The 24,033-nt window shown below is 72.6% G+C and carries 26 protein-coding genes and 3 tRNA genes; 16 read left to right on the top strand and 13 right to left on the bottom strand.

Annotation, left to right across the window (positions count from 1 at the left end; all coding sequences use genetic code 11):
- Nucleotides 1-7: 7 nt before the first annotated feature.
- Nucleotides 8-1,075, bottom strand: a complete 1,068-nt coding sequence (locus O7607_RS06655; protein WP_269701761.1) for an LCP family protein — start codon at nt 1,073-1,075, stop codon at nt 8-10.
- Between the two features lie 171 nt (nt 1,076-1,246).
- Between O7607_RS06655 and O7607_RS06650 the strand changes: the two genes are divergently transcribed.
- Both O7607_RS06650 and O7607_RS06645 read left to right on the top strand, forming a co-directional pair.
- Nucleotides 1,247-1,546, top strand: a complete 300-nt coding sequence (locus tag O7607_RS06650) for a hypothetical protein (protein ID WP_269701760.1) — start codon at nt 1,247-1,249, stop codon at nt 1,544-1,546.
- Between the two features lie 75 nt (nt 1,547-1,621).
- Nucleotides 1,622-2,698 carry an expansin EXLX1 family cellulose-binding protein gene (locus O7607_RS06645; protein ID WP_269701759.1) on the top strand — a complete coding sequence of 359 codons (1,077 nt, stop codon included), beginning with the start codon at nt 1,622-1,624 and terminating at the stop codon, nt 2,696-2,698.
- A 299-nt stretch (nt 2,699-2,997) separates the two neighbouring features.
- Here the strand turns inward: O7607_RS06645 and O7607_RS06640 are convergent, their stop codons facing one another.
- From O7607_RS06640 to bcp, 3 genes are all read right to left on the bottom strand, one after another.
- The gene (locus O7607_RS06640; RefSeq protein WP_269701757.1) at nt 2,998-3,528 is read right to left on the bottom strand and encodes a GNAT family N-acetyltransferase; all 531 of its coding nucleotides are present in this window, start codon (nt 3,526-3,528) and stop codon (nt 2,998-3,000) included.
- Between the two features lie 128 nt (nt 3,529-3,656).
- Nucleotides 3,657-3,732: transfer RNA gene (locus tag O7607_RS06635), tRNA-Leu, on the bottom strand.
- Between the two features lie 148 nt (nt 3,733-3,880).
- Nucleotides 3,881-4,351 (bottom strand): thioredoxin-dependent thiol peroxidase, encoded by a 471-nt coding sequence (gene bcp, locus O7607_RS06630; protein ID WP_269701756.1) that lies wholly within the window; start codon nt 4,349-4,351, stop codon nt 3,881-3,883.
- 123 nt (nt 4,352-4,474) lie between these two features.
- On the opposite strand from bcp, the gene O7607_RS06625 reads away from it, so the two are divergent.
- The 5 genes from O7607_RS06625 (at nt 4,475) to O7607_RS06605 (ending at nt 8,537) form a co-directional block, all read left to right on the top strand.
- Nucleotides 4,475-5,194: an energy-coupling factor ABC transporter permease gene (locus O7607_RS06625; RefSeq protein WP_269701754.1), complete on the top strand. Its 720-nt coding sequence runs from the start codon at nt 4,475-4,477 to the stop codon at nt 5,192-5,194.
- Nucleotides 5,191-5,607, top strand: a complete 417-nt coding sequence (locus O7607_RS06620) for a PDGLE domain-containing protein (RefSeq protein WP_269701752.1) — start codon at nt 5,191-5,193, stop codon at nt 5,605-5,607. The genes O7607_RS06625 and O7607_RS06620 overlap by 4 nt, the downstream gene beginning before the upstream one ends.
- A 2-nt stretch (nt 5,608-5,609) precedes the next feature.
- The gene (gene cbiQ / locus O7607_RS06615) at nt 5,610-6,380 is read left to right on the top strand and encodes a cobalt ECF transporter T component CbiQ (RefSeq protein WP_269701750.1); all 771 of its coding nucleotides are present in this window, start codon (nt 5,610-5,612) and stop codon (nt 6,378-6,380) included.
- Nucleotides 6,377-7,138, top strand: a complete 762-nt coding sequence (locus tag O7607_RS06610) for an energy-coupling factor ABC transporter ATP-binding protein (protein ID WP_269701748.1) — start codon at nt 6,377-6,379, stop codon at nt 7,136-7,138. Before cbiQ ends, O7607_RS06610 begins: the two co-directional genes overlap by 4 nt.
- A 415-nt stretch (nt 7,139-7,553) precedes the next feature.
- Nucleotides 7,554-8,537 carry a transposase gene (locus tag O7607_RS06605; protein WP_269701746.1) on the top strand — a complete coding sequence of 328 codons (984 nt, stop codon included), beginning with the start codon at nt 7,554-7,556 and terminating at the stop codon, nt 8,535-8,537.
- A gap of 373 nt (nt 8,538-8,910) precedes the next feature.
- Here the strand turns inward: O7607_RS06605 and O7607_RS06600 are convergent, their stop codons facing one another.
- Genes O7607_RS06600 through O7607_RS06585 form a run of 4 tightly spaced genes read right to left on the bottom strand, consistent with a single transcriptional unit; the run spans nt 8,911 to nt 11,847 of the window.
- Nucleotides 8,911-9,999 (bottom strand): hypothetical protein, encoded by a 1,089-nt coding sequence (locus O7607_RS06600; protein WP_269701743.1) that lies wholly within the window; start codon nt 9,997-9,999, stop codon nt 8,911-8,913.
- A complete protein-coding gene (locus O7607_RS06595; RefSeq protein ID WP_269701742.1) occupies nt 9,996-10,712 on the bottom strand; it encodes a thioredoxin domain-containing protein in 717 nt (238 codons plus the stop codon). Before O7607_RS06595 ends, O7607_RS06600 begins: the two co-directional genes overlap by 4 nt.
- Nucleotides 10,699-11,229 (bottom strand): MauE/DoxX family redox-associated membrane protein, encoded by a 531-nt coding sequence (locus tag O7607_RS06590; protein WP_269701740.1) that lies wholly within the window; start codon nt 11,227-11,229, stop codon nt 10,699-10,701. The genes O7607_RS06595 and O7607_RS06590 overlap by 14 nt, the downstream gene beginning before the upstream one ends.
- A gap of 30 nt (nt 11,230-11,259) precedes the next feature.
- Entirely contained in the window at nt 11,260-11,847 is a 588-nt protein-coding gene (locus O7607_RS06585; RefSeq protein WP_269701738.1) for a sigma-70 family RNA polymerase sigma factor, read from the bottom strand.
- A gap of 222 nt (nt 11,848-12,069) precedes the next feature.
- Here O7607_RS06585 and O7607_RS06580 point away from each other — a divergent pair, with 222 nt between their 5' ends.
- The 3 genes from O7607_RS06580 to O7607_RS30555 all read left to right on the top strand — a co-directional run bounded on the left by O7607_RS06580 (nt 12,070) and on the right by O7607_RS30555 (nt 15,474).
- On the top strand, nt 12,070-13,737 hold the full coding sequence (locus tag O7607_RS06580; protein ID WP_433495182.1) for a copper resistance CopC/CopD family protein: 1,668 nt from the start codon (nt 12,070-12,072) through the stop codon (nt 13,735-13,737).
- A 16-nt stretch (nt 13,738-13,753) separates the two neighbouring features.
- On the top strand, nt 13,754-14,482 hold the full coding sequence (locus tag O7607_RS06575) for a YcnI family copper-binding membrane protein (protein WP_269701736.1): 729 nt from the start codon (nt 13,754-13,756) through the stop codon (nt 14,480-14,482).
- Nucleotides 14,483-14,622: 140 nt separating this feature from the next.
- Nucleotides 14,623-15,474: a hypothetical protein gene (locus tag O7607_RS30555; RefSeq protein WP_442929469.1), complete on the top strand. Its 852-nt coding sequence runs from the start codon at nt 14,623-14,625 to the stop codon at nt 15,472-15,474.
- Between the two features lie 98 nt (nt 15,475-15,572).
- On the opposite strand, the gene O7607_RS06565 is transcribed toward O7607_RS30555, so the two are convergent.
- Nucleotides 15,573-16,868: a glycosyltransferase 87 family protein gene (locus O7607_RS06565; protein WP_269701734.1), complete on the bottom strand. Its 1,296-nt coding sequence runs from the start codon at nt 16,866-16,868 to the stop codon at nt 15,573-15,575.
- Nucleotides 16,869-16,942: 74 nt separating this feature from the next.
- Here O7607_RS06565 and orn point away from each other — a divergent pair, with 74 nt between their 5' ends.
- Complete coding sequence (gene orn, locus O7607_RS06560; RefSeq protein WP_013474266.1) at nt 16,943-17,533, top strand: oligoribonuclease; 591 nt, start codon at nt 16,943-16,945, stop codon at nt 17,531-17,533.
- 90 nt (nt 17,534-17,623) lie between these two features.
- Nucleotides 17,624-17,699, top strand: a tRNA-His gene (locus O7607_RS06555).
- A gap of 47 nt (nt 17,700-17,746) precedes the next feature.
- Here O7607_RS06555 and O7607_RS06550 read toward each other — a convergent pair.
- Together O7607_RS06550 and O7607_RS06545 are read right to left on the bottom strand one after the other, a co-directional pair.
- Nucleotides 17,747-19,045: a L,D-transpeptidase gene (locus O7607_RS06550; RefSeq protein WP_269701731.1), complete on the bottom strand. Its 1,299-nt coding sequence runs from the start codon at nt 19,043-19,045 to the stop codon at nt 17,747-17,749.
- A 162-nt stretch (nt 19,046-19,207) separates the two neighbouring features.
- The gene (locus tag O7607_RS06545; protein ID WP_269701730.1) at nt 19,208-20,482 is read right to left on the bottom strand and encodes a L,D-transpeptidase; all 1,275 of its coding nucleotides are present in this window, start codon (nt 20,480-20,482) and stop codon (nt 19,208-19,210) included.
- A gap of 187 nt (nt 20,483-20,669) precedes the next feature.
- On the opposite strand from O7607_RS06545, the gene O7607_RS06540 reads away from it, so the two are divergent.
- The 4 genes from O7607_RS06540 (at nt 20,670) to O7607_RS06525 (ending at nt 22,611) form a co-directional block, all read left to right on the top strand.
- Nucleotides 20,670-20,745 (top strand) — tRNA-Lys (locus O7607_RS06540).
- Nucleotides 20,746-20,895: 150 nt separating this feature from the next.
- On the top strand, nt 20,896-21,150 hold the full coding sequence (locus O7607_RS06535; RefSeq protein WP_269701728.1) for a hypothetical protein: 255 nt from the start codon (nt 20,896-20,898) through the stop codon (nt 21,148-21,150).
- A 40-nt stretch (nt 21,151-21,190) separates the two neighbouring features.
- Nucleotides 21,191-21,733: a kinase gene (locus O7607_RS06530; RefSeq protein ID WP_269701726.1), complete on the top strand. Its 543-nt coding sequence runs from the start codon at nt 21,191-21,193 to the stop codon at nt 21,731-21,733.
- A gap of 44 nt (nt 21,734-21,777) precedes the next feature.
- Nucleotides 21,778-22,611, top strand: coding sequence for a MerR family transcriptional regulator (locus tag O7607_RS06525; RefSeq protein WP_269701725.1), 834 nt, complete (start codon nt 21,778-21,780; stop codon nt 22,609-22,611).
- Nucleotides 22,612-22,623: 12 nt separating this feature from the next.
- Here O7607_RS06525 and O7607_RS06520 read toward each other — a convergent pair whose 3' ends face one another.
- On the bottom strand, nt 22,624-23,565 hold the full coding sequence (locus O7607_RS06520) for a GlxA family transcriptional regulator (protein ID WP_269701723.1): 942 nt from the start codon (nt 23,563-23,565) through the stop codon (nt 22,624-22,626).
- 16 nt (nt 23,566-23,581) lie between these two features.
- Complete coding sequence (locus O7607_RS06515; RefSeq protein ID WP_269701721.1) at nt 23,582-24,007, bottom strand: DUF6010 family protein; 426 nt, start codon at nt 24,005-24,007, stop codon at nt 23,582-23,584.
- Nucleotides 24,008-24,033 lie beyond the last annotated feature (26 nt).

Genomic DNA, 24,033 nt, shown 5'->3' with positions numbered 1-24,033 from the left:
CGACGTCCTACTTTCCGCTGATCGCCAGGATCTCGGGGACCGAGTCGCGGCGTACCGCGTCGAACAACTGCTTGGAACGCGCCGGATCCGGGAACACGACGCTCTCGCTGCCGACCCGGCCCGTTCCCTTCACCGGGCAGGTGAAGAACGTCAGGTTGCCGCCGCGCAGGCCACGCATCTCCATCGCGAGATCCACCAGCGACAGCGACTTGTCGACAGCCACCGAGTCGGACGTGGCGCGGACGAACGAGTTCAGCTTGGCCGGGTTGGTCAGCACCCCGCCGGAGGCGGCCTTGTCCAGAATGGCCTTGATCACCTGCTGCTGGTGCCGGATGCGCGCGAAGTCGCCGTCCGGGAAGGCGTGCCGCTCCCGCGCGTAGTCCAGCGCGGCGGCCCCGTCCATGGTCTGTCGGCCCTTCTCGAAGGTCCGCGTGCCGATCAGCGAGTACTTCGTGGTGAAGCCCTTCTCCACGTCGATCTCGACACCGCCGAGCGCGTCGATGATCTCCTTGAAGCCGGCGAAGTCGACCATGGCCACGTTGTCCACGCGTACCCCGCTGAACTTCTCCACCGTCTGCACCATCAGCGGCACACCGCCCCAGGCGTACGCGGCATTGATCTTCGCGTCGCGGCCGCCGCGGCCCTCCTTCGACTTGGGGACGGCCGTCCAGGTATCGCGGGGGATCGAGATGAGCTGGGCACTCGACCTGTCCTTCGGCAGGTGGGCCAGGATGATCGTGTCGCTGCGCGAGCCGCCGGTGCTCTCCGGGTCGCGGGAGTCGCTGCCCAGGATCATGATGTTCATGGCGCCCTTGGCCTCGACCTGCGGGCGCGACTCCTCCGGTACGCCCTCGAAGGCGTCGACCCGCTCGATCGAGTTGTCGACCGAGCGGTAGTAGAGGCCGCCGGCGAGGGCACCGCCGCCGGCGAGCAGCACCACCACCAGCAGCACGATCAGGGCGATCCGCCGGCCCCGGCGGCGCCGCGGCGCCTTCTCCTCCGCCGGCCCGCCCGGCTCCACATCGGAGCCCTGCGCACGCGTGTCGGAATCGGTGAGCTGGTGGCGATCTGACATGCCGCGATGCTACTGATTCGCGTCGCACGATGTGGGCCCGCGACCGGACGGTGAGGTGTGGTGTCGGAGGTCCAGGGCCGCCGGAGCGAGGTGGGCCCGTTCCGGGCCTTGCCGCCGGGTGCCCGCCCGATCGATGATGGCGAGGAAGACCACATCGACCGAGGAGCCGAGATGCAGGTTCTCCACCAACCTCGGGTGGCGTGGGACGCCGCCCGGGTCATCGGCGGTGCGATTCACGACGAGCGCCTGTTCACCTGGCTCCGCGGCGAACTCGGTGCCCTGATGGGTCCCGCCACGGCGGCGGCCCTCGACGAGACCCGCGACCGGGTGCGCTGGGCGGGCGACGGGCGGCTGCCGGTCGAGACCGGCGTCTGGCGCGTACGCCTGGAGGACTCGCTGCGGCAGCAGCCCGATCTCGCCGGCGAACTGGCCGGCGTCGTGGCCGCCGTCCGCGCGGCGCGCCCGGCCTGATCGGCGCCCGCCCCGGTTTAGCTTTCGCTTAGCTCGCTTGTCCGGCGGCACGCCGGTCCGGCAGCATCGACCGGCGTGACCGACGGCACCGCACCCCCTCAACCGAGCACCGGCGACGCGCCCCGACCCGCCGTTGCGGACGGTCGCCGCCGTACCGCCCGGCACCGTCGCCGCCTCGCCGCCGCCGGTCTGGTCACCGTCGCCGCCGCGGTCGCGGTGACCCTCGCGGTACGCGGTGGCGCCGCCCCCGCCTGCGCCGCCCCGCCGCCGCGCGGTGCCGAGGCGCCCGTGGCCGCCCTTCCGCACGCCGCCGCCATGCCGGTGGCCGCCGCTCCGCCCATGGCTGCTGCTCTGCCCGTGGCCGCCGCTCCCCCCACGGGCGGCGCGACGCGCAGCGGCAAGGCGACCTTCTACGACTCCAAGGGTGCCGGCGGTAACTGCTCCCGGCCCGCGGCGCCCGCCGACCGGATGTACGTCGCGCTCGGCCCGAGCGAGTACGCCTCCGGCGCCTCCTGCGGCGGCTACCTCGACGTCACCGGCCCGCGAGGCACCGTCCGGGTGCTGGTGATGGACCAGTGCCCGGAGTGCGCGCCCGGTCACCTCGACCTCTCCGCCAAGGCGTTCGCCCGGATCGCCGACCCGGTGCAGGGGGTGGTGAAGGTCAGCTACCGCGCGGTGGTGAACCCGCCGTTGGCCGGGCCGCTCACCTTCCGGATGAAGGAGGGCTCGTCGCAGTGGTGGTTCGCCGTCCTGGTCGGTGACCACGGCAACCCGTTGCGCGCGGTCGAGGTGCGGCAGAACGGCTCGTGGCGGGCGGCGCAGCGGCAGGACTACAACTACTGGCTGATCGAGTCCGGCGCCGGTCCCGGCCCGTACGAGATCCGGGTCACCGACGTGTACGGCCACCGGGTGACCGCCTCCGGCATCCGGATACTCCCCGGTCAGGTGCAGCGCAGCACGACCCGCATGTACGGCGCGAAGCCCGCCGCCTCGGCGCCGGCTCGGAAGAAGCCGACCCCCACGCCTCCGATCCCCACCACCAGTCCCGCGACAACCCCGTCGTCCAGCCCCGCCGCCGCCCCCACCCCGACCCTCACGGAGCCCGTGGTCCAGGCAGCCGCCGCCCCACCCACCCCCACCCCGTGCTCCTGACCCACCCTCCGTCCCGCCGCCCTCCGCCCCGCCCTCTGCCGGCCGTCGCCGATCTTGCACTTCCGGCCCCCCGGTTGCCGGATAAGCACCTTTCGACCGGGCCCAAACCGCAAGATCGCCGCAAGCGGGCGGGCCGGCGCGAAACGACGACAGCACCCCAGCGTTGATCTTGCGGTTGTGGCCCCTGGATTGCCCAGGATGCGGCTTTTGTGGGGGCGGTATGTGCAAGATCGGCGGGAGCGGGAGCGGGAGCGGGAGCGGAGCGGGCGGGGCGAGGACGGGGGCGGGCGAGGGTGGGGTCAGGAGCAGGAGGTGGGGAGGTCTCGCCACATGAGGATCTCGTCTCGGGCGTCGGTGGGGGACAGGCGCAGCGCGCCCGGAAGGCGGCCGACCTCCCGGTAGCCGAGGCGCTTGTAGAAGCGGTCCAGGCCGAGGCCGTCGCGGACCGTCACGTGCAGCGCCGCCAGGCCGAGCCCTCGGGCGATCCGCTCGGCCTCGCGCATCAGCGCCGCGCCGTACCCGCGTCCCTGCGTGCCGGGGTGCACCATGACGCGCTTGAGCACCCGCCAGTGCGTCTTGAGGTGGAACCGGTTGTCGGCGATGACCAGGACCGCGACCAGCCGGTCGCCCTCGTAGCCGGCGAGCAGGCGGTCCGGCCCGTCCGCGATCTCGTCGAGCGTGGCGGTGGCGAGCGGGCGGACCTTGTCCGCTGTCACCGGGGCGACGAATCCGACGGCGCCGCCGGCGTTCGTCACGTCCACCCAGAGCGCGATGATCTGTTCGCGCAGCTCGGGCGTCAGGTCGGGGTCGAGTACGAAGCGCAGGTCCACGTCGCCATCCTGCGCGGGGCGACACCGCCCCAACCCGCGTTCGTGACGTTCCCGACAGGCGCCGGGCGGAACCGGCGGTGGAACCGGGCGGAACCGGCGGCCGGACCGGGCGGAACCGACGGTCGGACTGGTAGGGCCGGCGGGATTCGAACCCGCACTGGTGCGGACCTAAACCGCATGCCTCTGCCGTTGGGCTACGGCCCCTCCACGGTGAACACCGTCGTTCTCCACGGCCATTCTGGCCGACGCCGCGGAAGCCCGCCGACCGGTGTCACAGCCTCCGGATCGTAGACCACTTCCGCCGCCGCCACTGCCGCCCCGCGGGCGCCGGCACGCGTGGCGATCCGCGACCTCAGTCGAGGCCGAGATCCCGGCGCAGCTTGGCGACGTGGCCGGTGGCCCGCACGTTGTAGAGCGCCCGCTCGATCTTGCCGTTCTCGTCCACCACGAACGTCGAGCGGATCACGCCGGTGACGGTGCGGCCGTACATCTGCTTCTCGCCGAACGCGCCGTACGCGGTCAGCACCGCCTTGTCCTCGTCGGAGACCAGCGGGAACGTGATGGCGTCCCGGTCGCGGAACTTCGCGAGCTTCGCCGGCTTGTCCGGCGAGATGCCGACCACCTCGTAGCCGGCCGCCTGGAGGGAGGCGAGGGAGTCCCGGAAGTCACATGCCTGCTTGGTGCAGCCGGGCGTCATGGCGGCCGGGTACGCGTACAGGACGACCTTGCGGCCGCGCAGAGCGGACAGGGACAGCGTGCCGCCGTCGTCGGTGGGGAGGGTGAACTCGGGGGCGGGGTCGCCGGGCTTGAGGCGGTCGGTCATGGCGGTGACGATACCGCCGGGCCGGTACGGCCGGCCGACGGCGACGCGCGGGCGGGGTGATCGCCATCATGAGGTTGTTGCCAGATATTGGCAACTGTGCCTTCCTGGAAATACGCTGAGCGCGTGGACACCCTGGCGATGCACATCTCCAACGGGATCATCAACGGTCCTGTCGCCGCGATCTTCGCGGTCCTCGCGCTGGCCGCGCTCGCCTTCTGCGTGATGCGGGGGCGTGCCGACCTCGACGATCGGCTGGCCCCGATGGCCGGGCTGGTGGCGGCGTTCATCTTCGCCGTGCAGATGCTCAACTTCCCGATCTTCACCGCCGGGGTCAGCGGTCACCTGCTCGGCGGGGCGCTGGCCGCGTTGCTCGTCGGCCCCTGGGTCGGCGCGCTCTGCGTCGCCGTGGTGCTGATCGTGCAGGCCCTGGTCTTCGGTGACGGCGGGGTGGCGATGCTCGGCCTCAACATCACCAACATGGCGCTGCTCGGCACCGCCGCCGCGTACCTGCTGATCGCGCTGCTGCTGCGCGTGCTGCCGCGTACCCCGGCCGGGCTGGCGGTGACCGCGTTCGTCTCCGCGCTGGTCAGCGTGGTGGTCGCGTCCCAGGGCTTCGTCCTTCAGTACTGGCTGGGCGGCACCACCGACCTCGGCGGCAACCTCACCGGGCTGGCCGGCACCATGGCCGTCGCCCACCTGCTGATCGGCATCGGCGAGGGCCTGATCACCGCCACCACCGTGGTCACCGTCGCGAAGGTCCGGCCCGATCTGGTGTACGCGCTGCGCGCCCTCAAGCCGGCCGCGCCGGCTCCCGCCGTCCCGGTCGCCGGAGGTGCCCGATGAACAAGCGTCACTGGTCGTTCCTGCTCGGCGGCCTGCTGGTGGCCCTCCTGCTGGCCGGCGTGGTCAGCAACTACGCCTCCTCGCACCCGGACGGCCTCGACTCGTCGCTGCTCAAGGGCTGCACGGTCAACGCCGACGACGAGATCACCGGCGGCAGCTGCCCGGCCCAGCAGGCCAAGGACCACGAGCTGGCGGACAGCCCGCTCGCCGACTACGGCGTACGCGGGATCGGCAACGACTTCGTCTCCACCGGCCTGTCCGGCGTGCTCGGTGTGCTGCTGACCTTCGCGGTCGGCGGCGGCCTGTTCTGGCTGGCCCGCCGTCGCGGCCCGGCCACGAGCGCCGCACCCGCCAACAGCGCCGCGAGCACCGACCCGGCGGACGAGGCAGCCCAGTCCACCGGCACACGCTGACCATGGGCGCCGGGCACGCCCACGTGCTCTACCGCGAGTCCGGCTCGCCGGTGCACCGCCTCCCGCCGGAGGTGAAGATCGCCGCGATGGTGCTGTTCACCGTGGCGGTCGTGGCCACGCCTCGGGAGGCGTACTGGGCCTTCGGCGGGTACGCCCTCCTGGTCGCCGTGGTGGCCGCGCTGGCCCGGGTCGGCCCGCGCTGGCTGCTCAGCCGGGCGCTGATCGAGCTGCCGTTCGTGCTGTTCGCGTTCGCGCTGCCGTTCCTCGGCGCCGGGGAACGGGTCGAGGTGGCCGGGCTCGCGCTGTCCGTCGACGGTCTGCACGGCGCGTTCAACATCCTCGCCAAGGGCACGCTCGGCGTACTCGCGTCGCTTCTGCTGGCCGCGACCACGACGACGCGTGACCTGCTGCTCGGCCTGGACCGGCTGCGGTGCCCGCAGATCCTCACCCAGATCGCCACGTTCATGCTGCGCTACCTGGAGGTGCTGGTCGGCGAGGCCCGGCGGATGCGCGTGGCCCGGGTGTCGCGGGGCGACGACCCGCGGTTCCTGTGGCAGCTGCGCGGCTTCGCGGCCGGGGTCGGCACGCTGTTCCTGCGCGCGTTCGAACGCGGCGAGCGGGTCTACCTGGCGATGCTCTCCCGCGGCTACACCGGCCGGATGCCGGCGGTGTGGCAGGGGGCCGGTGCGGCCACCGCCGGCCAGTGGGCGGCCGCCGCGACGGTGCCGGCGATCGCGGCCACCATCGCCGCCGTCGCGCTCGTCCTGCAATGATCGGGTACGTGCAGCAGCCGCCCTCCCTCGACGTCAGCGGCGTCCGGTACGCGTACCCGGACGGTCACGTCGCCCTGCACGGCGTGGACCTGACCGTCCCGCGCGGCGAGCGGGTGGCGCTGCTCGGGCCCAACGGCGCCGGCAAGACCACGCTCGTGCTGCACCTCAACGGCATCCTCACCCCGGCCGAGGGCACGGTGAGCGTCGGCGGCCTGACCGTCACCCGGGACCGGGACACGCTGGCCGAGGTACGCCGCCGCGTCGGCATCGTCTTCCAGGACCCGGACGACCAGCTGTTCCTGCCCACCGTCGCCGAGGACGTGGCGTTCGGGCCGGCCAACCTGGGTCTGCGCGGCGCCGAGCTGGCCGCCCGGGTCGACGAGGCGCTGGCGGCGGTCGGCATGAGCGAGCACCGGGACCGCGCGCCGCACCACCTGTCCTTCGGGCAGCGGCGCCGGGTGGCGGTGGCGACGGTGCTGGCGATGCGCCCGGAGATCCTGGTGCTGGACGAGCCGTCGTCGAACCTCGACCCGGCCGCCCGGCGCGAGCTGGCGGAGATCCTGCGCGCCCTGCCGGTGACGCTGCTCATGGTCACGCACGACCTGCCGTACGCGGCCGAGCTGTGCCCCCGCTCGGTGATCCTGGACGGCGGCCGTATCGTCGCCGACGCGCCCACGCTCGACCTGCTGTCCGACGAGGCACTGCTGACAGCCCACCGCCTGGAGCTCCCCTACGGCTTCGCCCCCCGCCCCACCTGACCCGGCCCTCGCCCGTCCCGCCCCTCCTCCTCCTCCTCCTCCGCGACGCTTCTATAGGTGGGCCGGTTCCGGGAGGGGTTGGTATCGGTAGGGTTCGACGTCGGTGATCGACGAGTGACTCATGCAAGATCTGGCCACCGCAGAAGGGTGTGCCGTGAAGCGCGACCTGTCCTCGTGGGTTGCCGGCGTCGGCCCGGCCCACCTTGCTGGCCTGATCAGAAGCCTGTCCGCGATTGGTGTCGCGTGACTCATCACAGATGTGCCGCCGGGTGATCGTCTCCCGGGCCGACGCCGTCCGAACGTCGTCCCGTGCAAGGGAGAACCGTCCGTGCCTTCCATCCTGGCAGATCGTCTGGCCGGCCGTGTTGACGCGGTCATCGGTGTGGATACCCATACCGATACGCACACCGCCGCGGTGACCACCCCGGTCGGGACAGTGCTGGCCGAGATCACCGTGCCGGCCACCGCCGACGGCGCCGCTGTTCTGCTGGCCTGGGCCGGGCGGCAGACGACCGGGCTGGGAACGGGCCGGCGGGCCTGGGCCCTGGACGGCGCCCGGTGTCACGGGGTCGGCCTGCTGCGTGTCCTGCGCGCCGCGGGTGAGGACGTCCTGGAAGCACCCAAACCCGCTGCCGGACGCCGTCGGCGAGGCGGCAAGTCCGACGCGTTGGACGCCGTGCACGCCGCTCGCGCGGTGCTGGCCGCCGACCACGTCGCCACGCCCCGCGCCGACGGCGACCGGGAAGCCCTGCGCCTGCTGCACGTCTGCCGCCGCCACTACAGCGACACCCGCACCGCCACCATCAACCTGTTCAAATCGCTGATCCTCACCGCCGACGACGATCTACGCACACAGATGCGCGGACTGAACACCCTGCGGCAGGTCCAACACGCCACCACCCTCACCACCGGCACCGGCAGCGGCAGCGGACTTGACCGACTGCGCCGCACTCAACTGGCAGCCCTGGCCGAGCAGATCCTGACCCTCGAGAAGCTCCTGAAAGCCAACCTCGCCGAGATCCGCACCCTGGTCGACAAGCTCTGCCCCACCCTGCTCGACCAACCCGGGATCGGCCCCGTCACCGCCGCGATCGCACTGACCGCCTGGTCACACCCCGGCCGGTTCCGCAACGAAGCCGCCTTCGCCTCACTCGCCGGCGCCAGCCCCGTCCCCGCCAACTCCGGACGCACCATCCGCCACCGCCTCAACCGAGGCGGCGACCGCACCCTCAACGCCGCCCTACACACCATCGCGAAAACCCGCCAACGATGCCACCAACCCACCAAGGACTACGTCGAACGCCGCACCACCGAAGGCCGCACCCCAGCCGAAATCACCCGCAGCCTCAAACGCTACATAGCCCGCCAAATCTGGCGCACCCTCGAAACCAACGCTTGACAAACACCTTCACAGATCTTGCACTTTCCGCCCGGGCATTCCAGGGCCAAAGCCGCCGACTCGGGGCGGCAACTGCAAGATCACGCCATCCAGGGGCGAGTGCGGCGGGGGTGGAACGTGATGGGTGTGTCTAGGGCGGTTTGACACTCGTGGTGTTCCACTCGGGCGTGCCCGGCGCTCACAGCTTGCGGTGATCTTGCGGTTGCGGCCCCCGGAGATGTCGTGGCGACTTGGATGCCGGGCGGAAGGTACGCCTCCCGTTACGCGAGACTGGCGTTCCGCGTGGTGGGAGCAGTGGAGATCTTGGTAGGAAAGGGCCCCTATGGGGGCCGTTTGGTACCAAGATCTCGCCGGGCGGCGGGCGGCGGGCGGGTTAGGGCGTGGGGGTGGGGTGGGGGATGGGGCGGGCTGTTCTTGCGGCGGTGCGCAGGCGCAGCAGGCCGGTGGCGACCGCGCCGGCTCCTGTCGCCAGGCCGAGCACGACCAGCACCCGGACCAGCGTGGGCGGACCGGCGGCGGGGGGCACCGAGCGGGACAGCGCGGCGAGGTTCGTCACCCCGGCGAACACGGTGAGGCAGGCGCCGGCGAGCGCCAGCACGAAGTCGGCGGCCGGGCGGCGAGCCAGCGTGTACCCGCCCGCGGCGAGCGCGCCGAGGCCGGTGAGCAGCGTCCACACCTGACCGGTGACCAGTTCGGCGAGCGTTCCGCCGACGCCGGGGGCGCCGGTGTCCAGCGCGCGGGCCACTGTGAGCGCCACAGTGGCGGCGCCGCCCACGGCGAGCAGCGCGCCGACCGCGCGCAGCGCCCGCACCCCGGCGGCGGTACCGCCCGGCGCGAGCCCGGCCGCGCCGATCAGCAGGAAGCCCAGCGTGGCGGCCACCCACCAGGGGTACGGGTCGGGCGGGGGCACCCAGTCCAGCGTGCCGCGTACGGCTCCGGTGGCGTCACCGGCGCGCAGCGGGACCGTCCAGTCGCGTACCCGGTGTTCCCGGTCCGGGTCGGCGGCGACGGCGGCCGGCGGGGCGTCCTCGCGCCACAGCGTGCGCTGGTCGTGCCAGCGGGCGGTCGGTCCGTCGTCGATCCGCCGCCAGTCGGGCGCGGCGGCCGGGTTCGCCTCGGCGGGCAGCCGGGTCTCCCCGGCCAGCGTCCGGTTCAGGTAGGTGGCGGGGGAGCGGGTGTTCTCGTACACGCCTCCCGGGCCGATGCGCAGGTACGGCTCGCCGGAGTAGCCCATCACCGTGACGTCGGCGCCGGTGTCGTTCGTCAGCTCCAGCCGCGCGCCGGCCTCCACCATCCGCGCGGTGAGGCCGGGCCGGTCCGGGTCGACGCCGCTGATCGTGGCGCGGTAGTCGGTTCCGTCGGGCGCGTCCGCGCCGTGCGCGGCAGCCGGCGCGGCGAGCGTGAGCAGGGCGGTGGCCGCGACGGCGAGCACCACCGCGGCCCGGCGCAGGGGTGCGATCACTTGCCGGCCGCCTCCACCGCCGACTTGATCCCCTCCGGGCTGCGGTCCTGGAGCTCGCTGCCGTTGACCTTGATGGTCGGGGTGCCGGTCACGCCGGACTTGCTCGCCTCGTCGGTGACGTGCTCGGTCCACGACCGGTACGTGCCGTCGGAGACGCAGGAGGCGAACTCGTCCCGGTTCAGCCCGACGCCCGCGCCGATGTCGACCAGCTCGTCGTTGCTGAGCCCGGCGCCGCCCTCCGCCGGCTGCTTGGCGAACAGTTCCTCGGTGAACTCGCGGAACTTGCCGCCCTGCGCCGCGCAGCCGGAGGCGGCCGAGGAACGGGTCGAGTACTCCGTGGTGGAGAAGCGGTTCAGGAACGCGACCGGGTGGAACACCAGCTTCGCCTTGCCCTCGTCGACGAGCTGGTTGAGCGTCTCGCCGTTGATCTGCTGGAACTGCTTGCAGGCCGGGCAGAGGTAGTCCTCGTACAGGTCGATGGTGACCGGTCCGGTGCCGAGCACGATGCCGGTGCCGGCGTCGTTGGCCCCGGGCGGGGCGGTGAACTCGTCGGACTTCTGGCTGGAGTAGACCGCCCAGCCGATGCCGCCGGCGATGACGAGCACCAGCACCGCGGCGATCGAGGTCCAGAGCGTGCGCTTGCGCCGCTTCTCCCGGGCGATCTGCTCGCGTACGACCCGGGCCGCGTCCTTGCGTCCCTTACGACTGCTCATCGGTGTCCTCCACGATGTCGTCGCCCGCCAGCCACCCGTCCACCGAGAACGGAGTGCGGGGCCAGATCAGCAGGAACCCGGCGAGGGCCAGGAACCCGAGGTCCCGGAGGATCTCCGGGAGGTAGCTGGGCGTCTGACCGGCGGCGAGCTGGCCGCCGGTGCCGAAACACCCGCAGTCGATGGCCAGGCCCCGGGCCCAGGCCGAGGCGATGCCGGCGATGAAGATCACGAGCAGCGCCGCGGACACACCGGCGCTGATCCGGGTGGCGAGCCCGGCGAGCAGCAGCACGCCCAGGGCCAGCTCGACGAACGGCAGCGCCGCGCCGATCACTGTGGCCAGGTCGTACGGCATCACCTGGTACGCGTTCACGGCCCGGCCGGAGGCGGCCAGGTCGCCGACCTTGGTGCCGCCGGCGATCAGCCACACCGCGGCGAGTCCGAGGCGGGCCGCGACGCCGAGCCACGGTCGCAGGGCCTGCCAGCGGCCGGCCCGGGAGGGGGAGGGGGTCACAGTCATTCGTCGTCCGAGCGCCACGAAAGGTTCCCGTTATCCGGCCAGCGTGTCGCCGACGGCGCCGACGAGTTCGTCGCGGGCGCGGGCCACCCGGGAGCGGATGGTGCCCACCGGCACCCCCTCCACGTCGGCGGCCTCGGCGTACGACAGGCCGAGCAGCTGGGTGAGCACGAACGCGGAGCGCCGCTCGGCGGGCAGCCGGCGGACGAGGTCGGCGGCGCCGAGCTGGCCGGCCGGGTCCGGGTACGGACGGTCGGTGGCGGCCTGGGCGGCGAGCCGCGCGTCGAGCCGGCGGCGGCGTACCACGGTGCGCAGGTGGTCGGCGCAGGCTCGCCGGGCGATCCCGAGCAGCCAGGTCCGCACGCTGGAGCGCCCCTCGAAGCCGGACAGCGCCCGGAACGCCCGCAGGTACGTCTCCTGGGTCAGGTCGTCCGCGGTGTCCGGGTCGACGAGCGCGGCGGCGAAGCGCCACACCTCGGCCTGGGTGGCCCGGACGAAGGCGGCCTGCGCGTCGCGGTTCCCGTCGCGGGCGGCCAGCGCCCAGCCGGTGGCCGCGTCCCGGGCAGCGTCGGGCGCCGACTCGGGGCGGTCGGCGGCGGTGTCGCGCGGGCCGGGGATCACGTCACCCGAGGTTACGCGGCGTACCTGGACAGGACAGGGTCCTTCGACCCATTCCGTGGTCCCGCACACGCCGGGAACTTTTTCCGGCCGCCGTCCGACTACCCTCCCATGACCTCCGAGCAGGCCCGGCGTGGCGCGTGCCGCCGCACCGGGTGGGCGCTCGGTCACGCCCGCCCCGGACCGGCTCGCCGGACCCGCCCCGGTTCGGGAACCATGGCGGTCATGACTGCTGCCGTACGCCGCCCGTCCCGGGCCGTCGCCGCCCGATCCGGGGCCGTCGCCGGGCTGCTGCTCCTGCTGGTCGCCCTGCTGCTCGTCCCGGCCACCCCGGCCGCCGCCCACGCGGTGCTGGTGAGCAGCAGCCCGGCCGCCTCCGCCGTGGTGCCCGACGCGCCCGCGCAGGTGGTGATCACCTTCAGTGAGGGCGTCCGCAAGGTGCCCGGGAAGGTACGGGTGATCGCTCCCGACGGCTCGCGCGCCGACCGGGGCGAGCCGACGTTCCAGGGCGCCGAGGTGACGATCCCGGTGGACGCCTCCGGCGGGCGCGGCACCTACCTGGTGAGCTACCGGGTCATCTCGGCCGACAGCCACCCGGTCTCCGGTGCCTTCACCTACTCCGTCGGCGCACCGTCGGAGCCGCCCACCGACAGCGGCTCGGACAACCGGGCGAACCCGGTCACCGAGAACGCGGTGAAGGTGGCGAAGTACGCCGGCTACGCCGGGTTGCTGCTGCTCGTCGGCCCGGCGCTGGTGCTCGTCGCGCTCTGGCCGCGCCGGCTGTCCCGCCGGGGACCGGCACGGCTGGCCTGGACCGGGCTGGGCCTGCTGGCGGTGGCGACGGTGGCCGAGGTGTGGCTGCAGGTGCCGTACGTCAACGGCGGCGGCCTGTTCGACGTGACCGGCTCCGGCCTGAGCGACGTGCTGGGCAGCGCCTACGGCACCACCCACCTGGTCCGGCTGGGTCTGCTCGCCGCGGCCGCGTTCCTGCTCCGGCCGCTGTTCGCCGGCCCGATCGGCCGTACCGACGGGATCATCCTGGCGGTCCTCGGCGGCGCGGCGCTGTTCACCTGGCCGCTGTCCGGGCACGCGGCGGCGTCGCCCGCGCCCGCGGTGTCGGTGGTGGTGGACACGGTGCACCTGGGCGCCATGGCGGTCTGGCTGGGCGGCCTGGTGATGCTCGCGGTGTTCCTGCTGCGCCGGGCCGACGAACGCGAGCTGGACGCGATCCTGCCGATCTGGTCCCGCTGGGCGGCGCTCGCGGTGGCCGCGTTGCTGCTGGCCGGCACCGTGCAGGGGCTGATCGAGGTGGCCAGTTTCCAGGCGCTGATCGACACCACGTACGGCCGGCTCCTGCTGGTCAAGATCGCGCTGTTCGTGCTGGTGATCGGCGTGGCCGCGTACTCCCGGGCACTGGTGCGGCGGCGGGTGGCCGCCGGGCGGCCGGGTGCGATGCGGCGGGCCGTGGTGGCCGAACTGGCGATCACGGCGGTGGTGCTGGGCGTGTCGGCGACGCTCGTGCAGACCACACCGGCGCGGACCGCCGGCGCGGACGTCGCGGGTGCCCCGGCCGGCTACTTCTCCACCACGCTGAGCAGCCCGATCTACTCGCTCCAGGTCGAGCTGGACCCGGCCGAGACCGGCAACAACTCGATGCACCTGTACGCCTACACGAAGGACAACCGTCCCCAGACGGTGCAGGAGTGGAAGGTCACCGCCGCGCTGCCGTCGGCCGGGATCGAGCCGATCACCGTCCCGCTGCTGCCGCTGAGCGACAACCACGCCACCGGTGAGGTCAACCTGCCGGCCCGGGGCGACTGGCAGCTGCGCATCACCGTCCGTACGACCGACATCGACCAGGCCACGGTGACCGCCACCGTGCCGATCAAGTAACGGAAGGTCCCATCTGATGATCCGTCTCCGGCGCTCCGCGACAGTCGCCGCGCTGACCCTCACCGCCGTCGCCACGGCCGTGCTCGGCGTGGCCGGTCCGGCCTCGGCGCACGTCACGATCAACCCGGCCGAGGGTACGCAGGGCGGCTACGGCCGGTTCGCGTTCCGGGTGCCGAACGAGAGCGACACGGCGTCGACAGTCAAGGTCGAGGTGAACCTGCCGGAGAACGCCCCGGTCGGCTCGGTCTCCACCATGCCGGTGGCGGGCTGGACGGTGGCGGTGGAGAAGCGCAAGGTCGACCCGCCGATCGAGGTGCACGGCAGCCAGCTCACCGAGGCGGTCTCCAAGCTGACCTTCACCGCCGCGCCGAACGGCGGCGTGAAGCCGGGCGAGTTCCAGGAGTTCCCGGTGTCGATGGGCCCGCTGCCGCAGGTCGACACGATGGCGTTCAAGGTGCTCCAGACGTACTCCGACGGCAACGTCTCCCGCTGGATCGAGGAGCCCACGCCGGGAGCGGAGGAGCCGGAGAGCCCGGCACCGGTGCTCACGCTGGCCGCCGCGGCGCCCGCCTCGCCGGGCGCGAGCGCGCCGGCCGCGGCGGCGGCCGACGACGACGATGACGACGCCGGTTCCGGCGCCGCCACCGCCCTCGGGGTGGCCGGCCTGGTCGCCGGTCTGGGCGGCCTGGCGCTCGGCGGCCTGGCGTTCGCGCGTACCCGTCGGGAGCCCGCCGCGAAGTCCTGAACGCGAGCGTCGTACCGGCCCGGCGGAACGATCCGCCGGGCCGGTCGCCGTCCCGGCCGGGTGCCGCCGATATCCGCCGATCGGCAGCCGCGCGTCGGTAAGGTCGGCCGGGTGGTTGGCTACCGAGAGGGACGACGCGAATGCGTTTCGTACGCACGATCGCCGGCATGATGCTGCTGGCGTTAGGGGTTCCGGCGCTGCTGGCGGGTGGTGGTCTCTGGCTCGCCGCCCGGCACGCCGGCCCGGACGGCGCGTTCGGTGCCCGGTTCGAGCCGGTCCGCACGTCGGCCCGCGCGGTGCTGGTGACCGACGTGGACGAGTTGCTGCGCACCGACCTGCCGGTGGCGCGTACCGGTCAGGCCCGGCTGCACCTGACCGCGCGGGACGACGACGGTCCGGTCTTCCTCGGCCTCGCCCCGGCCGACCAGGTGCGACGGTGGCTGGCCGACGTCCCGCACAGCACCGTGCGCCGCGTCGCGGTCACCCGGGGCCCGCTGCCCGTCGACCTCGACCCGGCCACCGCCGGCGCCGGCACCGCCGCGCCGATGACCCAGCCCTTCTGGGTACGCGAGGGCGTCGGCTCGCTGGAGTGGAGTCCGGCGGAGTTGTCCGACCGGTCGCTGAGCCTGGTCGTGATGCGCGTGGACGGCGCGGACGGGCTCGACCTGCGGATGCGTGCCGAGGTGCGCGCCGGGTGGTTCCCCGGGCTGGCGTGGGCGTTGCTGGCCGGCGGGACGCTGCTGGTGGTCCTCGCCGTGGTGGTGCTGCTGCGGCCGGTGCGGCCGCGTGAGGTGGTCTTCGTGGTCGAGCCGGACCAGGTGCCGGTGCTGGCCGGGCGTCTCGGCGTCACGTCGCTGAGCGGGCTGGGCCGGCAGCCGGGTCCGGCGTCGCGGCCCGAGCGGCATCTGGTGTCGGTGGGCTCCGGGCCCGGCGGACGGACCCGCGCGGCGATCGCTCCGCCGCCCGGCCGGTGCCCCGACGGCGGGGACTGACGAGAACCCGAACGGCCCTCCGCGCTGCCGACGCGGAGGGCCGTTCTCACCGGGGGATCGGTGCTACCTGGGAGAAAACTGAGGTAGTTGATACCAGATTAGCGCTGATCGCCGTTTGTTGCGAGTTGTGTCCGATCAGTCGGAGTTATCGGGTTCGCGGCCGAGCGCCGGCGGATCGGCAGCGCTACGAGCAGCAGCAGGCTGAGCAGCACGTACACGTTGCGGACGACGAAGTCGACCGGGTCGTCCGTGTGCACGATGGCGGTGCCCCAGTCCTGGAACGTCACCAACCCGTACGCGATCGGCAGGCCCACGACGGCGGCCAGCGCGAACAGGCCGCCGCGACGGCGGGCTCCGGCGGGCGTCGCCGGATCGGCGTCCAGAGCCGCGTCGACGAGCACCACCACGGCGGGGATGAACCAGTACAGGTGGTGGATCCAGGTGATCGGGCTGACCAGCCCGCCCACCAGCCCGGTCACTGTGAGACCCACCAGCGCGTCCCCCGCCCGGGCGGCGCGCGCGGCCCGCCACAGGCCGAACGCGGCCACCGCCAGCGCGAGCAGCAGCCACAGCAGCCGGTCCGGCTCGGCCGGCGCGGTCAGGCGGCTGAGCAGCCCGAACAGCGACTGGTTGCCGGTGTAATCGGGGCGGCCCACCCGGTCGGTCACCCACAGCTCGTGCGTCCAGAACCGCCACGAGTCACCCGGCGCGACAGCCGCCGCCAGCAGCGTGGCCACCGCCGCTGTCACCGCCGCCACGGCCGCCGCCCGCCACTTCCGGGCGGCCAGCAGGTAGAGCACGAAGATGCCGGGGAACAGCTTGAGCGCCGCGGCCAAGCCCACGCCCACACCCGCCCAGCGCCGCCCCTGCGGTACGGCGAACAGCAGGTCGCCGAGGATCAGCACCACCAGCAGCATGTTGATCTGCCCGAGCGTGAGCGTCTCCCGCGTGCTCTCCACCGCCAGCACCAGCAGCACGGCGACGGTCAGGCCGAACCCGCGCGGCAGGTCGTGCCGCTGCAGCACCGGCAGCACCAGCCAGCGGGTGGTCACCACCACCGCGGCCACGGTCAGCACCGCGAAGGCGGCGATGGCCACCCCGAGCCGCAGATACCCGAACGGCGCCAGGAGCAGCGCCGCGAACGGTGGATAGGTGAAGTAGAGCGCCCCCTGCACCCGGTCCGGCTGGACGTAGTCGTACAGCGGATGCCCGGCCGCCCACCAGTCCATCGCCGACATGTAGATCTTCTGGTCGTAGTAGTCGTGGCGCAGGTTGGGCAGGTAGAGCGCCGGCAGGATCGCGACCAGCGCCAGCACCGCCACGACCCGCCGGACCGTACGCGCGCCCGCGTCGTCGCGGGCGACGGCGGGTGGCGCGTCGGGTTCGGCTGGCACGCAGGAAACCCTAGCGGTCCACCTCGGCCGCCGGGCCGAGGCGCGGGCGCGTCGGCGGCGCGTAGTCTGTTCCGGTGGCTGATCTTCTCGTCTGGATCGACTGTGAGATGACCGGGCTCGACCTGCGGCGGGACGCCCTGATCGAGGTCGCCGCGCTCGTCACCGATCCCGACCTCAACGTGCTCGGTGACGGCGTCGACGTGGTGATCCACGCCGACGACGAGGCGCTCGACGGCATGCCGGAGATCGTGCGCACCATGCACGCCAAGTCCGGCCTCACCGAGGAGGTACGCCGCTCCACGGTGACGCTGGCCGAGGCCGAGGACATGGTGCTCGACTACGTCACCAGCTACGTGAAGGACCCGCGTACCGCGCCGCTGTGCGGCAACTCGATCGCCACCGACAGGGGCTTCCTGGCCCGCGACATGACCCGGCTCGACGCCCACCTGCACTACCGGATGATCGACGTGTCCTCGATCAAGGAGCTGTGCCGGCGCTGGTACCCGCGGGTGTACTTCGGGCAGCCGCAGAAGGGCCTGGCCCACCGGGCGCTCGCCGACATCAGGGAGAGCATCCGCGAGCTGGAGTACTACCGGCGGACCGTGTTCGTGCCACTGCCGGGGCCGGACGTGGAGGCCGCGAAGGCGATCGCCGCCCAGCTCTGACGCCCGCGCCGAACCCGGTGGACGGGGTCGGCCGGAGTGTGGCTATGATTAGTCCGCGCACCGCCCCGGGCGACCGGAGCGGCGAGCATGGTGGCTGTAGCTCAGTTGGCAGAGCACCGGGTTGTGGTCCCGGTTGTCGTGGGTTCAATTCCCATCAGTCACCCCAACACGAAGCCCCCTCCTCCGGGAGGGGGCTTCGTCGTGTGCGGGGTGTCAGGGGGTGGGCTCGACGCTCGGCGTACCGGCGTCCGGCGTGGTGTCGGCCGACGGCGGCTCGTACGGCAGGGCGCTGCCCTTGACGTACTCGTCCCAGCTCATGTTCCAGTCGGTCCAGCCGTTGCCGTTCTGGAGCTTGCGCTCGGTGCCCTTGACGGTGATCGGGTCACCGATTCGGGTGTTGGCGAACAGCCAGTTGCCTTCCTTCATCGAGACGTTGACGCAGCCGTGCGACACGTTCGTGCGGCCCTGCACGCCCTCGGACCAGGGTGCGGCGTGGATGAACTCGCCGCCCCAGGTGAGCCGCTGGGCGTAGTCGATCTCGGTGCGGTAGCCCTCCTCCGGGCCCAGCTCCTCCATGGTGTCGAAGACCGTGTGCCGGAGCTTCTCGATCACCACCATGGTGCCGCTGGAGGAGGGGGTGCTCTTCTTGCCCAGGCTCACCGGGATGGTCTTGACCACCTTGCCGTCGCGGGTGACCGTCATCCGCTTGGTGCGGTTGTCGACGGTCATCACGAACGACGGGCCGATCTTGATGTCGACGCTGAGGTCGGCGCGGCCGTACCAGCCGCCGCCCAGCGGCAGCCCGCCCGCCTGCACCTTGTAGCTGACGGTGCTGTTGGCCTTCCAGAACGTCTTCGGCCGGTAGCGCACCTCGGTCGGGCTCACCCAGTGCCAGATGCCCTCCTGGGCCGGCTTCGAGGTGACTGTCATCCGGCGCTGGATGTCGTCGCGGTAGTCCTCCGGGATGGCCCGGCCGAACTTCACGATCAGCGGCATGCCGACGCCCACGACCTGGTTGTCACCGAGGAAGCTGGTGACCCGGACCTGCTTGGCCGGCTTCGCCATCGTGGTGAACGTGCTGGTGGCGGTGGCGGGCTTGCCGTCGTCGCCGGTCGCGGTCACGGTCGCCGTGTACGTCTGCCCGTACTCCAGGGCCGCGGACGGCAGCCAGCTGGCGCCGTCCGCCGCGAGCGTGCCGTCGACGGCCTTGCCGGCGGCGTCCTTCAGCTCGACTGTGGTGTCCTGCGCCTCCTCCGTGGTGAAGGTGATGGCGGTGGACGCCGGTACGTCCTTGGCGTCGGCGGCGGGCTCGCTGATGGTGGCCGTCGCCTTCGGTGCCTTCTCGCCGCCGTCGCCGTCTCCGCCGCCCTGCCAGCTCGACGGCTTGTCGCCGCCGCTCGTACAGGCGGTCAGGGCCATCGCGGCGGCGAGCAGCCCGGCTGCCAGCGCGCGGCGGCGGCCGACGCGTCGGGCGCTCGCGCCCCGGATCGGTTCGTCCTGGCCAGCTCGCATGACTCCCTCACAAGGTGATGCCGTTCCCCGTCGTCTCAGGTCAGACGCGCCGGAGCGGGTACGCGTTGCCGGACGTGAAACGGAACACCCCGCGCGGGTGTAACGATTCCACTGGCGTCCGGCGCTTCGTCGGAGGTGGCGTGTCCGACCACGTTACGCCGGTCAGAACGGCGCCGGCTGCCCGCCCTGCGGAACCGGCAGCGCGCTGCCGGCGACGAACTGCGACCAGCTCATGCTCCACGCCGTCCAGCCGTTGCCAGGGGCGAGGCGGCGTTCGGTGCCCTTCACCGTGATCGGATCGCCCACGAGCGTCTTGCCGAACAGCCACCGGCCGTTGGCCATCGACACGTTGACGCAGCCGTGCGAGACGTTGCGGCGCCCCTGCACGCCCTCGGACCAGGGCGCGGCGTGGATGTACTCGCCGCCCCAGGTGATCCGCTGCGCGAAGTCGATCTCGGTGACGTACCGGTTGGCCGGGTCCGGCTCGCTGCGGGTGTCGAAGACGGTGGCCTCCTTCTTCTCCATCACCACCATCGTGCCGCTGGAGGAGGGCGTGCTCTTCTTGCCCAGGCTCACCGGCAGCGTACGGATCACCGTGCCGTTCTCGGACACCGTCATCTGCTTGGTCGCGTTGTCGACAGTCATCTCGAACGCGCGGCCGATCTTGGCGGTGGCGCTGCGGTCGATGTTGCCGTACCGGCCGTTGCTCAGCGGGATGCCGGCCAGCGCCAGCCGGACCGTGATCGTGGTGCCGGTCTTCCAGTACTCCGGCGCGCGGTAGTACGCCTGGGTGCCGTTGTCGACCCAGTGCCAGGCGCCGGGCTGCGGCGGGTCGGTCTGCACGAACATCCGCTTCTGCACCGCGGCCCGGTCCTTCTTCGGGATGCCCGGGGAGAATTCGGCGACCACCGGCATGGCCACCCCGTACGTCTTGCCGCTGAACATGTAGAGACCGGAGCCGATCATCGACTTGGGCTTGGCCATCGTGGTGAACGTGCTGGTGCCCTGGTAGGTCTGGCCGTCCTTACCGGCGCCGGTGACCGTGGCGGTGTACTTGGTGCCGTACTTCAGCGCTGCCGACGGCACCCAGCTGGAGCCGTCGCGCCGCATCCGCCCGGCGACGTTCTTCCCGTCGGCGGTGGCGAGCACCACCTTCGACACGGTGCCGCCACCGGGGATGCGGGCGCTGATCTCGGTGCTGACCGGCCGGGCGTTCGCGCCGTCGGCGGGGCTCACCGTCAGCGGCGGCGCGGCGGCGCTGTCGCTCGGTGTGACGCTCGGATCGGGCGCGGAGGACGAGACGCCGCCGACCTGCTGCTGGCCGGGCACGAACTCCGGCTTCTTCCCCTCGTCGCCGCCGCCGCACCCGGTCAGTGCCAGCGACGCCGTCAGGACCAGGACGCCCACCGTCGCCCCGGCCCGCGCGAACCTGCCCATGCCCACCCCTGTCATCGCGTGCCTGGCGGACATCGTGCCGTATCGACGCCCCCACGCCCGCCCCCGCGCCGGATCGGCTGACCGTTTTGACCGCTTTCGCCGGTTAAGCTCGTCCGAAGGGTGGACCCCGGTATCGGATTGGAACCCGCCTCGGCGGGCGTGCTAATCTTCTTCCCGTTGTCAGCGAGCGCCGCTAGCTCAACTGGCAGAGCAGCGGACTCTTAATCCGCGGGTTCGGGGTTCGAGTCCCTGGCGGCGCACCAACGAGCAAGGCCCTGACCAGGCGCTTCACGCCGGTCGGGGCCTTTTTCGCGTACGCCGCCCGCTGCGCGCCTTGTCCCGCCGCCCTAAGCTGATCATGATCGCCGGCCATGATGGACGGTCGGGCGACGTGCATGAGAGTAGGAGAAGACATGAAAGCCTTCCGACGGCCGCGGATCCGCAGCCTCGTCGCCGCCACCTCGGTCGCGGGCGCCCTGGTGCTCGGCCTGGCCGCGCCCGCGTACGCGGACTACTCGAGCCCGACCTACTCGACGCTGAAGGCCTGCAACGAGGCCCGGCCCAAGTACCAGTCGTCGTGGACGAAGCCGCAGGCGTGCCGTCCCATGTACAACTGGGACGGCACGAAGGTGATCGGGTACGCGTTCCTGGTGATCACCCGGGCCTGATCGGCATCCGCCTGCGACACCTGACGCCAGGGAGGGGATCGTGTCCGCTGGGGCCACCGGCAGCTCGGACACGATCCTCGTCTGCATCCGGGGCAACTCCGGCTCGGGCAAGAGCAGCATCGCCCGCGAGCTACGACGCCGGCACGGCCCGGGGTGCGCCCTCGTCGAGCAGGACTACCTGCGCCGCGTCGTCCTGCTCGAACGGGACAAGCCCGGCGGTGTGGCGCCCGCCCTGATCGAGCAGACCGCCCGGTTCGCCCTCGACCACGGCTACCACGTGGTCCTGGAGGGCATCCTGTACACGGGCCGCTACCGCGACATGCTGACCGCGCTACGGGACGGCCACCGGGGGCGGTCGCTGTTCTGCTACCTCGACGTGTCGCTGGCCGAGACGCTGCGCCGGCATCTGACCCGCCCGCAGGCCGGCGAGTTCACCGCCGAGCAGATGAGCGGCTGGTACGCCGCACGCGACGTCCTGGGCTGGCCCGGTGAACTCGTCCTCCCGGAGAGCACCGGCCTGGAGCAGGCGGTGGAGGCCATCGCGGCCGCCGTCGGGCTGCCCCAGCACGAGCGCGGAGGTTAGGCGGCGCTTGCCCTTCCGGTTACCGCAAGGGGCAGTCTGGGGTCATGTTGTCGATCAGCGAGTTCAGCCAGATGTGTCACCTGTCGCCGCAGGCGCTGCGCTTCTACCACGCCGAAGGGCTGCTCGTGCCCGCCGAGGTCGACGACCGGTCCGGCCACCGTTCGTACGCGTTCGACCAGGTGGAACGCGCCATGCTGATCACCCTGCTGCGGGACACCGGGATGAGCGTCAAGCTGGTCCGGCGTGCCCTCGACGAACCGGACCAGGCGCTCGCCCTGCTCGACCGGCACCGCGACGAGGTCGACCGGCAACGACAAGCTCAGGCCGACGCGATCGCGGCGGCCCGCGCCGTCTTCGAGGCGCAGCCCGAACCACGGCTGCGGCACGTACCGGCCATGACTGTCGTGGCGCGGCTCGTGCCCGGCACACCGCTGGGCCGGGACGCGCAGGAGTGGGACCGGGCCGAGGAGATCATCGTGGCGGCAGGGGCCGAACTGGTCACCACGGTGCGGCAGGCCGGCGTCACCTGCCTGGGTGAGCCGTGGCGGACGCTCGCGCTGGAGACACCGGGGCAGGACCGGCGCGTACTCGACGGCACCGGGCCGTTCTGGATCGTCAAGGTCGCGGTGGACGGCACCCCGGAGACGCTGCCGTTACTGCCCGCCGACCTGATCGTGCAGACACCCGGCGCCCACGACGAGCTGTCCATCTTCATGCCGGGTCGCAACACGATGGCCAAGTACTGCACTGTCGTCCTGCGCCTGCTCGACGCCGCCCCCGTCGAGGGCGACCGGTTCGTCAACCTGGCGCGGCTCCGTCAGGAGGTCCGGCCCGACGGCGTGCTGAGCAGCGCCCCCGTCGAACGACGACCGGAGTGACCACCGGGCCGGTCAGACGCCCCGGAAACTCCGGCGGTACGCCTGCGGGCTCGTGCCGGTGATCCGCCGGAAGCGGTCCCGGAAGGCGGTGGTGGAGCCGAAGCCGACCTGGCTCGCCACCCGGTCGACGGGGTGGGTCGTGGTTTCCAGCAGGTGCTGGGCCTGGTGTACGCGTACCCGGTGCAGCCACCGCAGCGGGGTGGTGCCGGTCTGGTCCCGGAACCGGCGGTTCAGTGTGCGAGTGCTCAGGCCCGCGTGCCGGGCGATGTCGGCGAGGGTCAGCTCACGCCCGGCGTTGTCGCGCATCCAGGCCAGCAGCGGCTCCAACGTCGTCCCCTCGGGGGTGGGCGGCTCGTGGGTGATGAACTGAGCCTGCCCGCCCGCGCGTTCCAGCGGCATGACCGACAGCCGCGCCGTGTCGGCGGCGACGGCGGCGCCGTGGTCGCGCCGGACCAGGTGCAGGCACAGGTCGAGCCCGGCGGCGGCGCCGGCGGAGGTCAGGAGCTGGCCGTTGTCCACGTACAGGACGTCGGGGTCGACCTGGACGCGCGGATGCTCGGCGGCGAGCCGGTCGGTGGCGATCCAGTGCGTCGTGGCGCGATGCCCGTCGAGCAGGCCGGTGGCGGCGAGGGTGAACGCGCCGCCGCAGATCGAGGCGATCCGGGCTCCGTTGGCCGCCGCGGTCCGCAGCGCGTCGAGGACCGCGGCGGGCGTCGCGGCGGCCGGGTCTGACACACCGGGTACGACGACGGTGTCGGCGTCGGCGAGGGCGTCCAGGCCCCACGGCACCGCCATGCGGAACGCGCCGGTGGTGACTGTCGGCGTCGCGGCGCAGACGAGCACCCGGTAGCCGGGCCGGCCGTCGGCCAGGCGTGCGCGGCCGAAGACCTCCATCGGGGTGGCCAGGTCGAACGGCACGACGCTGTCGAGGGCGAGCACTGCCACGGTGTGCATGGCGGAATTCAACCAGTCAGGACCGCGCGGCGACCGGCGGCCGCAACGCCGTGACGGCTCTCCGGTACAGGTCCTTGACCGACAGGCCGCCGGCGAAGCACCAGAGCGCGATGACCGGATCGCAGAGCGCGCAGCCGAACGACGAGTCGTGCAGCGACGGGATGATCGGGGTGCCGCGGCGGTGGTGCAGCACGTCCCAGGCCGTGTGCAGCAGCCACCCGACACCGATGAAGGTGTACGAGGTGAGCCCGGCGTAGCCGGCCCCCACGAGCAGGGCGCAGAAGGCCAGTTCCCACAGTCCGAACCCGCCACCGCTGATGTAGGCGGCACCGGCACCGGTGACGATCAGTGCGTTCAGTCGTCGCCGGTGCGGCTCGGGCACGAGCGAGTTGAGCCCGACGTAGACCAGCCCGATCACGACCGGCATGACATAGCGAAGCACGTGCAGCCCCCTTCCCGTTCGCGGAA

Source organism: Micromonospora sp. WMMA1949 (genome assembly GCF_027460145.1).
Lineage (GTDB): Bacteria > Actinomycetota > Actinomycetes > Mycobacteriales > Micromonosporaceae > Micromonospora.
This window is presented reverse-complemented; position numbering and strand designations above follow the sequence as displayed.

Bases quoted from the DNA above. Each gene is read 5' to 3' on its own strand.
- O7607_RS06655 (WP_269701761.1), bottom strand. From the start codon at position 1,075: ATGTCAGATCGCCACCAGCTCACCGATTCCGACACGCGTGCGCAGGGC.
- O7607_RS06650 (WP_269701760.1), top strand. From the start codon at position 1,247: ATGCAGGTTCTCCACCAACCTCGGGTGGCGTGGGACGCCGCCCGGGTC.
- bcp (WP_269701756.1), bottom strand. From the start codon at position 4,351: ATGACCGACCGCCTCAAGCCCGGCGACCCCGCCCCCGAGTTCACCCTC.
- O7607_RS06620 (WP_269701752.1), top strand. From the start codon at position 5,191: ATGAACAAGCGTCACTGGTCGTTCCTGCTCGGCGGCCTGCTGGTGGCC.
- cbiQ (WP_269701750.1), top strand. From the start codon at position 5,610: ATGGGCGCCGGGCACGCCCACGTGCTCTACCGCGAGTCCGGCTCGCCG.
- O7607_RS06610 (WP_269701748.1), top strand. From the start codon at position 6,377: ATGATCGGGTACGTGCAGCAGCCGCCCTCCCTCGACGTCAGCGGCGTC.
- O7607_RS06595 (WP_269701742.1), bottom strand. From the start codon at position 10,712: ATGAGCAGTCGTAAGGGACGCAAGGACGCGGCCCGGGTCGTACGCGAG.
- O7607_RS06590 (WP_269701740.1), bottom strand. From the start codon at position 11,229: ATGACTGTGACCCCCTCCCCCTCCCGGGCCGGCCGCTGGCAGGCCCTG.
- O7607_RS06580 (WP_433495182.1), top strand. From the start codon at position 12,070: ATGACTGCTGCCGTACGCCGCCCGTCCCGGGCCGTCGCCGCCCGATCC.
- O7607_RS06575 (WP_269701736.1), top strand. From the start codon at position 13,754: ATGATCCGTCTCCGGCGCTCCGCGACAGTCGCCGCGCTGACCCTCACC.
- O7607_RS30555 (WP_442929469.1), top strand. From the start codon at position 14,623: ATGCGTTTCGTACGCACGATCGCCGGCATGATGCTGCTGGCGTTAGGG.
- O7607_RS06550 (WP_269701731.1), bottom strand. From the start codon at position 19,045: ATGCGAGCTGGCCAGGACGAACCGATCCGGGGCGCGAGCGCCCGACGC.
- O7607_RS06545 (WP_269701730.1), bottom strand. From the start codon at position 20,482: ATGGGCAGGTTCGCGCGGGCCGGGGCGACGGTGGGCGTCCTGGTCCTG.
- O7607_RS06535 (WP_269701728.1), top strand. From the start codon at position 20,896: ATGAAAGCCTTCCGACGGCCGCGGATCCGCAGCCTCGTCGCCGCCACC.
- O7607_RS06525 (WP_269701725.1), top strand. From the start codon at position 21,778: ATGTTGTCGATCAGCGAGTTCAGCCAGATGTGTCACCTGTCGCCGCAG.
- O7607_RS06520 (WP_269701723.1), bottom strand. From the start codon at position 23,565: ATGCACACCGTGGCAGTGCTCGCCCTCGACAGCGTCGTGCCGTTCGAC.